Here is a 12,783-nt window from a genome sequence, read left to right as displayed (position 1 = left end):
ATCCGTCATTCCGCACAATGCACTGAACTCAAAATACAAAGGCGCTCGCCAGGATTTCGAAACCGAACAAGAACTTTGGCTGGGCATCGGTATGAACTGAAACCGTGCCGGCAGCATGGGAAATCCGCAGCAACGCATCGGTGCGCCCGTGGCTCATGAGCTTGCGCAGCACTGGCAGTCCGGCAGGCAAGTCGATGATGATTTCATGGACCCGTCCTCGGATGGTCTCACCGAGGTAGTCGCTAAGTGATGGCGCTCTGCCCAGAAAGGGCGTGAAGAAGAAACGAGAATCCACACGGACAGAAAAACCGTTGCTATGGGCGCAGCGATACCACAGCCGGGAAAGCAACTGATAAAACATTACTTTGAAATAATTGCGTAGGCTACTACGCGTGAAGCCCAACTCACTTAGGCACTCCAGAGCCCTGTCAGACATGCAAATGTGAGTATTTGAAATAGGCAATGTTTCAAATTTCTGCCGAAACAGCATCAGCGTGAGCGCGAACACGCACGATCCCCGTTCGAGGATCCCCAGGCAACTGTTGGCGTTATGCAGGCAATGACGATGGCGCCGAAGTAGCCTCGACCTCCAAAATGACACAAACCGTCGATAGACCACATCCACCTGCCGCGGTTGCGTCAGGCTATCCTCGCCCCCTCTCATGTCTAATGCCACCCGGTATCGCCGTAGGGTCGAGTCTTCTTCGAACGCGTCATAAAAACTGTGAGGTTGAATCAGAACGGGAGGATCTATAGGACCCTCCCCCAACCGCATGGTATCTAAAATTCCCAGACGCTGAAGACGCGCCAAGGTGCTAAATAGCCGCAAACTATGAGCGGCACGCTGAGCACAGAGACCCGAGCGCAAGCTGTCGAGGATCACTTTCAAGCTGGGCACGGCATAACCGCAGGTACCACACGGCTGACTGTTCCGATCGGGACAAAAGGCCGCGGCATCAGCACATTGCGCGCACAAAGATTTGAGTTCAATCCGATGCCATGGACACCATCGGACGCATCGCAGATGGAAAAAGAGCGAAAGGTAGCCTGAGTCAGCGGCACACAATGGGCAGTACTGCATCTTATCCATGACACGCGGGGCAAAAAATTGTGAAACGCTGCCAATGAAGTGCGTATTCGCCAGATAGGGACGCCCGGGCGCGTACAACCCCTGAATCGTTGCGCTGGCCACACTGCCGTGGCGCCACCGATGGTCGCCTTCGCCAGGACTGAAGGCCAGCAACAAAGCGCGTGCCGGTACCCCGTTGATGACCGCAGCTCTTTGCACAGTAGCAAAGGCCGCTTCGAAGGGCGTGGGAAACCCATCGGGAAAGAAATAGCCACGGTTATAATGCATCACAAAAAGCCCGTAGGTTGCTTTTTTGCACGGCCTCACTCACCCAGTGAGGATCAAGCTCCATGGAGGTGCTGTCCTTGGCTGCAAGGTTGAGCAGTAGATTGAGTACCGACTCACACAGATGGTCCATGGGAATGTTGTTTGTATAATTTCCGGAAGTACTGGCCGACAATTCGAGCCATAGCGACTCGGTAGCAAGTGCCAAACGAAAACCTGCCGAGAAGGCCTTGGGTATAAAATGCGCGGTATAGCTCGTTCCTGAACCAGAGGGGAACTCGGAGCCCGTATCGTAGGCATTCAATATCACGCCGAGTTCGTCGACCCCACGACAGCCAGGATAAGTCAATATCTCGGTTAAAAACCGTGCGATCAACTGCTGGTCACGACGCTTATTAATCATAGTAATTTGTTCATCGATATGCGGCTGAGCAAAGGCAATCAACGTCATGCAGATGTTCTTCACCTGTAGCAAATTGTAGATATCCGCCAAGTCAAAGTAATCCACCGGCAACAATCTTTGAATCTCATCTATAACCAAAATATATTGCCCAGCCTGCTGCCCGACCAATAATGATTCCACATGAGCTACCAAATGATAGCGCAGATCCACACGCTCCTTTGGATGAATACTTTCAGAATAACAAAGCTCCCTAAGCAAGTTAGGGCGCGAATCTTTCCGCTTCAGCGCTATGTGCAAAACAACATGGCATTCAGGAAACTGTTTTTTTAGCTGCTCGGCCACAAACACAGCGCAGCGACTTTTACCAACCCGTGAATGCCCACGAAACATCACTGCGGAACGTCTCATTGCAACCCGATCAAGACACAATCGCACCGCCCAAATGAACGCAGGCGTGATAATTTGCGCCTGCTTGCTGATTAAGGGATGCGTAATATTCATGATCCACCTCGGTTATCGGCATGCCCAGCGGAGGGAAGACCAGGATATTCTTGACCCGGCTGAAGCAGGTAATCCTTCACCGGTTTTTTCACAGGCACGACGGCGCGCGGCAATGTCGACAGGCTCGGATCCTCGGCCTGCTTAACCAGTAGCGCCCGGTTGGGTTCGTTGTGGCGAATGAAATAATCACAGATCTGCTGACTGGGTGGAAGATCCTCAGTGATAGTCAACGCTCGTTGAGCAATCAACGAATTAACCAAACGTCTAATGTACGGCGTATGCCTAAAGGTCGCCCACCAACCGCAGGCGTGGAGTACACCTATTGCAGCACCATTGGGTAGGAAAGCGTTGACAGCGCGATAATCATGTTCATCAATTTCCACACACAATCTGAGCCCGATCAGATCAAAGTTGGCCGCCAAATGCTCACTGGTATACCTGACCCGATCCAGCATGACGTATGGTCGCCGCCCTTCCGCCAAGCTTCCGCGCACCGTGACATACTTAGTAATCAAGTCGACTTTCAGCCGTTCACGACGCTCAACGGCAATGCGTGGTAGTATGGCAGCTTGATTCATATACTGTCGAATCAAGCCCAACGGCGAAAACATGCCAATACCTTCCGACGGTTCCGTATTATAATTGGCTAGCGCGACGTCCAATGCTTGGATAAATCGTGTCAGATCCAACTGATAATCAACGGCTTTTTCCTGCGCGCCATCTGCTCTGCCATGACGAGGGTGACTACCGGTTGTCGAAGGTAATAAAGCTGTGTGTCGTACAACCTCCGCAAAAAGTCGCTCGATCTTTGCGCGCGTTTCAAAACGTCCGGTTGGCCCCAAGTAATGATGGAAGCCGAAATCCTGCCGCGCTTGAAGCGTAATTTTCTTAGCTATATTGGATAGATGCGAGTCAACACTAAGTACGCTGAACGTGACACCACAACATTCCTCAATCACACTAGAAGGAAAACCAGCATCGACCTTATAGGGAAAATTGGTGTTTTCCAGTGTTTGCGCCTTCCACCCCCCCAAGCTTGCTCGCACAAGCACTTCGCGAACATCACTGGCTCCAGGCTGGCTTCGCAAGACCAATTTGTACGCAAGCACAGCATGGGAATATTGATCAATAGCAGCGAGTAACCACATACGGTCTAACGGAATCGGTAGCATCAAGCCATTTACTTGCTCCACCAACAAAACAAAAAAAGCACTGAGAAAATGGCCATCCAATTCCACAACATCGAACGGTCGCTGCGCGACAAGGTATGGCCGATGCCCGGTACCCGTGACAATATGCGCTCTCGCCTCGGGACTGCCATGCGCGTTAATGTACGAGGCCGGAAATTGGTTGCGCAGAGCGAGAATATAGCGGCGTATGCTCACACGCCCCTGATACTTAGTCGAATACGGCCAACCACGATGGTCAGGGGCAACGGCGTGCAAAATCTGCATGAACTTTTTGGCAAGGAACGCAATTGCGTTCCTCTGATCATCAAGCGTCTGTGCGGAATCTTTGATAACCGCGATCATCTGCTCTTCAACTTCCGGATATATTTTAAGCAAATGCTGAAGACAGCCCGACATCCCTCCCTGTTGGCCACTATATTTGTGACCCGATGGTTTGCGTCGCTCGTAGGATTTGAGATGAATATAGGGAAGCAAAGCTCTTTCGCCAATACACTGGCCTTGGTCATCCAAAGTCAGAAAGCGGGTCGCTAACCGATTAACCTCCCACCCTTTTAGGTGGGTCTTCTGCTCAATTACGCGCAAAGCGTGACCTTCAATGTACATCTGCACTGCAGTGCGACGCTTACAGAACAGCTCGCAGTGCTCCTCGGGGACTGCCGAGGCTGGCAGTCTCGGCCAGTTCCCAGCTTGCACGCTCTGGGGTATCACAACCCGCTTCATGGCCGTTCAACTTTGCAAGACCATGTGGTCTGCAGGTTTGGGGTGAAAGCATCAATCGTTAACTTTACCTGCCCTTTGATTGCCAAACGGCTGAGCCCGCCGACCAACTCCGTCATGTCGAGGTTAGGTAACATCTGCGCCAAACTACCAATAGTACCGGTTCCATTTCGCCCGATGAGTTGAAAAAGAAGCGCTTCTGTTGTGTTGATATCTGCACTCCAGCGCGTCAACGCCACGAAATTTGCCAATCTTAGTAAGGGTATAACTTCATAGTGACGGGCGCTTCGTGTTGACTCATCGAAAAGTCGGTAAAGAGCCCCTGCAGCCCGCGCCAACTCCTTCTGAACTTTCAGTTGCTCATGCGCCTCTAGATCATCAATGTATCCGGACTTTACCTCATGCCACTCGATCAAGCCCTCGGCATTCGTAGCAATCGCATCAAGTTTTACCTTGCGCCCACCTCGCTGATCTGCATTAAATTCATCGCCGCGTGGCTTCCAGAAACTTACTATTGATGAGTCAAACTCAAGATAAACCAACCAATGCGCGACTTCACGATGGCTTTCTAGGATCAAGTCATTATTGGCTTTCAAACTATAAACATGCCAAATGCTGCTGCGGACAGATCCACGGTTACGCATCTGAGCAATCAAGGCATTGCTGGGCGTCGCTTGCTTCGCGATTTTTTTAGACATATCTACACCCTCAACATAGACTTCATGCTTAGGTAGATATGCCAACCCCTCGCGGAGGTCTTCTATGACGGATGGGGGCGGATTCCACAATGTGATAATCGCACAGTTGCCCCACACCCATGATGCCTATTGGAAATAAAAGGCACCGCATAACGTAAGAAAAATAATAAGCCGCTACGGAATCACAAGCATAGAGGAAGCGACGCGATGAAAACGTTATCCATGCCAGGTCCCCCGCCATCCCTTTTTGACCGTCAAACAATGGGTTATATACGTGATTTCCAAAATTACTATGAAGGTGGCCTTCCCTGTACAGCTGAAGAATCGTGCCTATATCTGTTGCATAGCTTCCGAGATACCCCTGCCGAAATCGGTCGGATCCTAACAGCGCTCTCTCGCTATCATCGAACACTCGGATTTGCAGATCCCACCCAATGCCCCACCGTATTAAGGCTCTGCAGGGAGTTCGAGAAAGTGACATGTTTACAAGCACCTATATCTTCACAGACGACTCCTACATTTCATTGTGTCTCCGAACTGACTAAAATGTTAAAAGGCGAGATCGCTCGCCATCGACACGAGCTCAAAAAAGCCCGCGCCCTTCTGAACCATGACAGAGCACGCCTGATACATCATAAACTCCTCAAATCAGTGCGTAATCGAGCGATATTGCTCGTTTCTTACTGGTGCGGATTGGAGATGAATGAGACTTGCGCACTGAGCCTGGAGGACGTGGTGGTGACGCCAAAAAGAATACAGATAACAGTTCGCCCAACCCCAAAGTCGCATAAGTCGCCTCCCCAGCTTTTGACTATTGGTTATTTACCTCAGCTATGTCCAGTGCGAGCAATCCACGCTTGGTTAGGACTTTGCAAACTTAGCGAGGGACTCCTGTTCCCAGACATTAGAGCGGGCGAATTACTAGCTGACACGCCCGCAACTAACCTACCAAATCATTTCAGGTCCCGAGCAAAGCGCATTACACCTGATGCGTTAAAAGGACCGATTGTGTGGAGAAACGGATTACTGGCTTTTCTGCTGGATTGTGGATGGTCAGCAGCAGACATCACGCAGTGCTTACCCCAGTATCGGAGAAAGCACATTCGGCATCTTCAAAAGGAGTTCCAAAAACAAGGACGCAATCGACAGGACTTACCAATAAATAGGGTCCTGAAGACCATCTTGAGTCATTACACCCGATCAGCAGAAAACTATATATCCTCAAGAACCTAAAACAGCAATTCTTATTGCGTAGCTACAAGCTTATTCGCCAATTTTTAGTAACAACGCTCCAACTCAACTCAACCCTCACCTCGAAAGCACCAAGTAAATATTAAAATCCGCGATCTGACAGGAACGCAAGCCATTGAAATGCCGAGATTATCGACTAGCCAGAAATTGGAAGATTTAGTTAAGATGACTGTTTGGCTATCATGGCCGGGATTGACGTTTTCCCCTTTTGGATACCCGATGCTGACCGCCCTGCTGTTCGACCTCGATGGAACCCTCACCGATACCGATACCCTGCATTTGCAGGCCTTCCGCCAGTTGCTGCGCGAGCATGACGGCCGCGAGCTGAGCCAAGCGCAGTTCGAGGCCCAGGTCAGCGGGCGGGCCAACGGAGAGCTGTTCGCCGAGCTTTTTCCTCTCTGCAGCCCGGCCCAATGCCTGGCCCTGGCCGAGCGCAAGGAGGCGTTATTCCGCGAGCTGTCGCCTCGGCTGACGCCCATGCCCGGACTGGCACGCCTGATGACCTACGCCCGGCAGCATGAAATCGGTATGTGCGTGGTAACCAATGCGCCCCGCCTCAATGCCGAGCACATGCTGGCCGCCATGGGCCTGGAGGGGTGTTTCGGGCATGTACTGGTGGCCGAGGAACTGGCCCGCCCCAAGCCCGACCCGCTGCCCTACCTGACTGGCCTGCAGCGCCTTGCAGCCACGGCCAGCCAGGCCCTGGCTTTCGAGGACTCTCTGCCCGGCGTAAAGGCTGCCAGCGATGCAGGCATCTTCACAGTGGGCATCGCCACTACCCAGACTGCCGAGCGATTGCTCGCTGCCGGGGCGCGATTGGTGGTCGAAGATTTCAACGACACGCGGTTGTGGGCGTTGATAGACGAGATGGCCGGCTAGCGTCGACGGTAGCTTTTGTTGCCCGAGGGTGTCAGGCAATACACCCCGCCTCGCGGGCCCGTGCAGTAGTTGCCACTGCCGCATCCGCAGCCTTCGTCGCTGGCGCGCAATGACTGCACTGCCGGGCGCGCGGTACGGCTCCCGTATAACGCGCTGCAGTTTTTCTTCGAAGCGCTGATCGAACCGTCGTTGCACAGGAAGATCTCGCCGTCACACCCTGCAATCCCACCCTTGCGACCCGAGCACGGGGTGTTAGCCGCCTGGGCCGACGTGATGCCGAGCAGAAGAGTCAACAGAAATAACGACAGACAACGCCAGCGCATGCACAGCTCCTTGTGATTAGTGGCCTGATGATATCACTCGAATTCATCCGGGCTACTGCACCATTCGTCGTGAGGGGGCAAGCCTTTGTCGAATCCAACAGCCGCCATTCGACCATTCGCTGAATCCCTCACGTGGAGCCAGCGTCATGAACAATCCAGACATCAAGCACCCAGTGGTGACCCGAAGCGAGTGGCTCGCCGCCCGGCGCCAGCTCTGGCTGCATGAAAAAGCCCTTACTCATCAGCGTGACGAAGTGGCAGCGGCCAGGCGGGCCTTGCCGTGGGTCAAAGTCGAACAGCCTTACCGCTTCCACGGGCCCGATGGCGAGCTGGGGCTGACGGACCTGTTTGCCGGGCGCAGCCAACTGCTGGTCTATCACTTCATGTTCGCCGACGGTTGGAGCGAGGGCTGCCCGGGGTGTTCGTTCCTGGCCGATCATTTCGACGGTGCCAACCTGCACCTGGCGCACCATGACGTTTCGCTGGTCGCGGTGTCGCGGGCGCCCTATGGGCAGTTCCAGGACTTCCGGCGGCGGATGGGGTGGCGGTTTCCTTGGTTCTCGTCACACGGTGGCAGTTTCAACGAGGACTTTGGGGTGAGTGTCGCCACGGATGGGTCTGGGCAGTACAACTACGAGGCCTATGCGGGGAGCGAGCAGGAGCTGCCAGGGCTCAGTGCGTTCTACCGGGACGGGAATGGGGCGGTCTATCACACCTATTCCACGTATGCGCGGGGGTTGGACATTCTGGTGGGGGCTTACAACTTTCTCGACATTGCGCCGTTGGGGAGGAATGAGGGGGGGACGATGGATTGGGTGCGGCATCATGATCGGTATGAGGTGGGGGCGCGGGTTGGGCAGTGTTGTCATGAGTGAGGGCTTGGGCTTGGGCTTGGGCTTGGGCTTGGGCTTTCAGGCTGGGTGAATATCCGGGTTTGGTGGGGACGCTACCGGCGCTTTTCGCCTTTACGGCGACCTACTTTTGCTCTTGGGCAAAAGTAGGCAAAAACCGTTGGCTCCCACATCCGGCCCCTGCGCTGCGCTCCGGGGTTCCCTGCGCTCCGGTGCCTTTCGGGGCTTCGCGGCCTCCGGCTTGCTACGCCAGCCTCCATCTCGCGACTTCGGCTACCGCCGAAGGGCGCTGCGCGCCTGCCCCTACAGACACCTCCACTCGGCCTCCTGAGGTCGCGATTGGTGGCGTCTGGACTATCGCGTAGCAAAAGCAAAAGCAAAAGCAAAAGCAAAAGCAACGGCAACGGCAACGGCAACGGCAACGGCAACGGCAAACAAGTTAATTGTTTGGGTGTTTGTTCAGGCCTATTCGCGGGTTAATCGGAGCACCGAACCGCCGATCCTACAGGCACAGCGCCGTTCTCAAGAGCTGCGGTGAGCCTGTGTGAGCGGCGGTTCGGTGCTCCGGTTTACCCGCGAATGGCCCAAAAGCTCACCACAAAAACCACTCAATGAAACAACGCCAGCCCAGGCGCCGCCCGTAACTTGCGCCCCATCAGCAGGCCGAGCGGAGGTGTCTGTAGGGGCAGGCGCGTAGCGCCCTTCGGCGGTAGCCGAAGTCGCGAGATGGAGGCTGGCGTAGCCAGCCGGAGGCCGCGAGGCCCCGCAAGACACCGCAGCGAGGGGACCCGGTGCGAAGCGCCGGGCCGGATGCGGGGGCGCAGCGGCTTTGGTTACTTTGGCCAAGACCAAAGTGACCCGCCGTAAAGGCGGAAAGGTGACTAACCGTCGCCAAATCAAACGGATAAGCCCACAAACCTCAAAACCAACAACCAACAACCAACAACCAACAACCAACAACCAACAACCAACAACAACCAACGCCAAATCAAATCTCGTGCGCCGCAAGCAACTCCATGAGCACCTCGGCCAACGCCCGAACCATTCCATCCGCCGTCGGCCGATGCACCACCACGATCTCGTAGCTATCGACCTCCGGCAGCCCCTGCTCCACTCCCAACACCCGGTGCTCCGCCGTCGCCGCCCGCGGCGGCAACAGACTGATCCCCATGCCATCGGCCACCGCCGCCTGTATCCCGCTCAAGCTGGAGCTGGTAAAGCTGATACGCCAACGCCGCCCCATCCCCTCGATCGCGGTAATCATGTCATCGCGATACAACCCCCGCGGCGGAAAAGTCACCAGTGGGATCGGGTCGAGTTCGAAGGCCGGTGTCCGGGCACTGTCGATCCACTGCAATCGCTCAGGCCAGCACGCCACCCCTTCCCTCGCATTACGCCGCTGCTTGAGCAACACCAGATCCAATTCGCCGTTGTCATAGGCTTGGCTCAGGTCCCGGCACAACCCGCTGGTAACCTCCAACTTGACCTGAGGATGGCGTCGACTGAATGCCGACAAGGCATTGGTGGTGCGCCCACCGACGAAATCCTCAGGTACTCCCAAGCGCACCGTCACGCCAACCATCGCCCCCGCCAGGGCTTCGAGCATCTGGTCGTTCAGCGCCAGCATGTGCCGGGCATAACCCAGCAGTGTCTGCCCTGCGTCCGTGGGCAGCACGTCGCGGTTGCCTCGCACCAGCAGGCGGTGCCCCACCATGTCCTCCAGCCGGCGTACTTTCTGGCTGATGGTCGACTGGGTGGAGTGCAAGCGCGTCGCCGCCGTGGTGAAACTGCCGCAGTCGGCCACCACGACAATGGCGCGCAGCAGGTCGAGGTCGAACAGGGCCCTATTCGGTTTAACGCTGATAGACATCGGTGTATTCAACTTCTGAATGACAGACCCGACTTCTAGCACGCCCATACACCGCCGGCAACCGCACGCGCCAGCGCGTCAGTCGCCCAGCGCCGTCCCTTCGCGCCGAGGATCGGCACCCGCCGACCAGCCGTCAGCGGTGCGCTGGATGATCTGCGTCCCGCTGGTCATCGTCATCGGTGTCACCTCATGGCCGCGGGCTTGAAGCGCCTGTATCAGGGCTGGGCTTGCCAACCCCGCTTCCACCTCGGTGCCGAGGTTGCGACTGCCGAAGTTGGGCAGGTTGATGGCCGCTTGGGGATCGAGCTTCCAATCCAACAGGCCCATCAATGCCTTGTTCACGTAACCGATGATCTGCGAGCCACCGGGTGAGCCCAGACTGGCCAGCAGTTCGCCGGACTCACGTGTGAATACCAGTGTCGGCGACATCGAGGACAGCGGTCGCTTGCCGGAAGCGACCGCATTGGCGACGGGCTTGCCGTCTGCGCTGGGTACGAACGAGAAGTCGGTCAGATGGTTGTTCAGCAGAAATCCTTTGACGAACAGGTGCGAGCCAAAAGCGGCCTCCACGGACGTGGTCATGGCAACCGCACCGCCCAGATCGTCGACGGCCGAGACATGGGAGGTGGCAATGCGCAAGGGAGACCGGTCAGGCGACAGGGCCAAGTTGTTACCCGGCGGTGTACCGGCCTCGGCGTGCTTCATGCTGCTCGGGCCGATCAGCCGGGCACGACTCGCCAGGTACGCCTTGTTGGTCAGCCCTTGGAGATTCACCGCCACATAGTCGCTATCAGCCAGATACTGAGCACGGTCGGCGTAGGCCAGGCGCTCGGCCTCGGCAATCAGGTGAACCGCCATGGGCGCGGGTTCCAGACCCGCCACCGACGCCGCCTGCGTCGGTGCCATGCTGGCCAAGTCCAGCGACGGTGTGGCCGACTGCAGGGCTTCGAGGATGCCCAGGGTCTGCAATACCGCGACGCCACCGGAGGATGGCGGTGGCATGCCGCAAATGCGCCAGATCTTGTAGGGCCCACAGACGGGCGTGCGCTCCTTGGCCTGGTAGCGACGCAGGTCTTCGAGCGACAGCAGGCCGGGGTTGGCATGGCCGCGCACAGCCTCGACCATCGCCTGGGCAATGTCGCCGGTGTAGAACGCATCAGGCCCCTGCGTGGCGATCAGTTCCAGCGTCTGTGCAAGCTCGGGGTTCTTCAGAAGCGTGCCGACCGCCAAGGGCTTGCCTTGGGCATCGAGAAAATAGCGGGCCATGCCGGGCGAGCCGGCGACATAGGTGTCCGCTGCCAGCAGTGTGTGCAATCGCTTGGACATCGGGAAACCGTCGCGGGCCAAGGCGATGGCCGGGGCAAACAGGTCGCGCCATGGCAGTCGACCATGCTGTTCATGGGCCAAATGCAAGGCGCGCAGCACGCCGGGTACGGCCACTGAGCGGCCGCCGATCTGGGCGTCACGAAATGCCATGGGCGTGCCGTCAGACTTAAGGAACAGGTTCGGCGTAACCTGCGAGGGCGCGGTTTCACGACCGTCGAAGGCCTGGACCTGGTGCCCGTCCCAATAGAGGATGAACGCCCCTCCACCGATACCGCTGGACTGCGGTTCGACCAAGGTGAGCACCGCCTGCATGGCGATGGCAGCATCGATGGCGCTGCCACCTGCGCGCAACACCGAGCGCCCTGCGTCACTGGCCAAGGGGTTGGCGGCGGCAGCCATGTGCCGGCTGGCATGAGTCGGCTTTAACCCGGCGCGGTAGCCGGAGTCGAGCTCGGGTGGCAACGGCAAGACCGAGGGCGTTTCTGCCGTTCGTCCACCCCAGCCACAACTGGTCAAGGTCGCCAGGCAACACAGAGCCGTGACACGCACTACAACGGGTAAAGGCCTTTTCAAGAAGGACATCCTGTAATTCGAGGGCAGGCGCAGGGCGCCAAAACCAGCGATTTTAGCCGAACCTGCGCAAAAGCCCGAAAACAGGGGTATATCCAGAAATGCACTGATGTTCATGCGCAGAATTAACTTCAAGCACTCAAGGGTATTTCCTAGGATGAAGACCGGTCATTCAGGAGCCTCTCCCATGCGCTTGCCGTTCGCCGCCCTCTTCGCCTTGCTCATCAGCGTTGTCGCCCACGCCGAGACCCTTGCCATGGATACCCAACTGCTCGATGCCGCCCAGCGTGGCGATGCTTCTGCCGTACGCCGTCTGCTCGATGAAGGCGCCAACGTCGATGCGCGGGACGCTCGGCGCCGCACCGCGCTGCTGGTGGCCACCCACGCCAATGAGGTCGCGACAGCCAAGGTGCTGATAGAAGCTGGCGCCGACGTCAATGCCAAGGACGACATCCAGGACAGTCCTTATTTATATGCCGGGGCCCGTGGTCTGAACGAGATCCTGCGACTGACCCTGAATCACGGTGCCGACCTCAAGAGCACCAACCGCTACGGTGGCACCGCGCTGATTCCCGCCGCCGAACGCGGCCATGTGCAGACCGTACAGATGCTGATCGACGCAGGTGTCGACGTGAACCATCTCAACCGCCTGCACTGGACCGCCTTGCTGGAGGCGGTGATCCTTGGCGATGGTGGCCCGCGTCACGTGGACATCGTCCGCCGGCTGCTGGCGGCCGGGGCGGACCCGGCGATCGCCGACAAGGACGGCGTGACGGCACTGGAGCACGCGCAGCAGCGAGGATATCGGGAGATCGTGGCGTTACTGGAGAAATGAGGGCGAATGGAGCCG

General features: G+C 56.9%; 10 protein-coding genes. 3 read left to right on the top strand and 7 right to left on the bottom strand.

Annotated features, from left to right (window positions below):
* Positions 1 to 28: 28 nt before the first annotated feature.
* The 4 genes from BLS27_RS23555 to BLS27_RS00890 form a co-directional block, all read right to left on the bottom strand.
* Complete coding sequence (locus tag BLS27_RS23555; protein WP_139205730.1) at positions 29 to 1,357, bottom strand: hypothetical protein; 1,329 nt, start codon at positions 1,355 to 1,357, stop codon at positions 29 to 31.
* The gene (locus BLS27_RS00905) at positions 1,347 to 2,258 is read right to left on the bottom strand and encodes an ATP-binding protein (RefSeq protein ID WP_090342410.1); all 912 of its coding nucleotides are present in this window, start codon (positions 2,256 to 2,258) and stop codon (positions 1,347 to 1,349) included. The genes BLS27_RS23555 and BLS27_RS00905 overlap by 11 nt, the downstream gene beginning before the upstream one ends.
* The gene (locus BLS27_RS23550; RefSeq protein WP_139205729.1) at positions 2,255 to 4,051 is read right to left on the bottom strand and encodes a hypothetical protein; all 1,797 of its coding nucleotides are present in this window, start codon (positions 4,049 to 4,051) and stop codon (positions 2,255 to 2,257) included. The genes BLS27_RS00905 and BLS27_RS23550 overlap by 4 nt, the downstream gene beginning before the upstream one ends.
* Before the next feature lie 113 nt (positions 4,052 to 4,164).
* Complete coding sequence (locus tag BLS27_RS00890) at positions 4,165 to 4,863, bottom strand: hypothetical protein (RefSeq protein ID WP_090342397.1); 699 nt, start codon at positions 4,861 to 4,863, stop codon at positions 4,165 to 4,167.
* A 1,470-nt stretch (positions 4,864 to 6,333) separates the two neighbouring features.
* Here BLS27_RS00890 and BLS27_RS00885 point away from each other — a divergent pair.
* Positions 6,334 to 6,993 (top strand): HAD family hydrolase, encoded by a 660-nt coding sequence (locus BLS27_RS00885; protein WP_090342393.1) that lies wholly within the window; start codon positions 6,334 to 6,336, stop codon positions 6,991 to 6,993.
* Here the strand turns inward: BLS27_RS00885 and BLS27_RS23925 are convergent.
* The gene (locus BLS27_RS23925) at positions 6,990 to 7,316 is read right to left on the bottom strand and encodes a YdcA family protein (protein ID WP_090342390.1); all 327 of its coding nucleotides are present in this window, start codon (positions 7,314 to 7,316) and stop codon (positions 6,990 to 6,992) included. The two genes, BLS27_RS00885 and BLS27_RS23925, sit on opposite strands and share 4 nt — an antisense overlap.
* 146 nt (positions 7,317 to 7,462) lie before the next feature.
* On the opposite strand from BLS27_RS23925, the gene BLS27_RS00875 reads away from it, so the two are divergent.
* Entirely contained in the window at positions 7,463 to 8,191 is a 729-nt protein-coding gene (locus BLS27_RS00875) for a DUF899 domain-containing protein (RefSeq protein WP_090342386.1), read from the top strand.
* Between the two features lie 964 nt (positions 8,192 to 9,155).
* Here the strand turns inward: BLS27_RS00875 and BLS27_RS00870 are convergent.
* Positions 9,156 to 10,037: a LysR family transcriptional regulator gene (locus tag BLS27_RS00870; protein ID WP_043211342.1), complete on the bottom strand. Its 882-nt coding sequence runs from the start codon at positions 10,035 to 10,037 to the stop codon at positions 9,156 to 9,158.
* Positions 10,038 to 10,115: 78 nt separating this feature from the next.
* Complete coding sequence (gene ggt, locus BLS27_RS00865; RefSeq protein ID WP_090342383.1) at positions 10,116 to 11,945, bottom strand: gamma-glutamyltransferase; 1,830 nt, start codon at positions 11,943 to 11,945, stop codon at positions 10,116 to 10,118.
* Positions 11,946 to 12,120: 175 nt separating this feature from the next.
* Between ggt and BLS27_RS00860 the strand changes: the two genes are divergently transcribed.
* Positions 12,121 to 12,768, top strand: a complete 648-nt coding sequence (locus BLS27_RS00860; RefSeq protein WP_043211245.1) for an ankyrin repeat domain-containing protein — start codon at positions 12,121 to 12,123, stop codon at positions 12,766 to 12,768.
* The last annotated feature ends 15 nt before the right edge of the window (positions 12,769 to 12,783 follow it).

Source organism: Pseudomonas guariconensis, assembly GCF_900102675.1.
In the GTDB taxonomy this organism is placed as follows: domain Bacteria; phylum Pseudomonadota; class Gammaproteobacteria; order Pseudomonadales; family Pseudomonadaceae; genus Aquipseudomonas; species Aquipseudomonas guariconensis.
The sequence above is the reverse complement of the archived record's forward strand: the minus strand, read 5'-3'. Positions and strand labels throughout refer to the sequence as shown.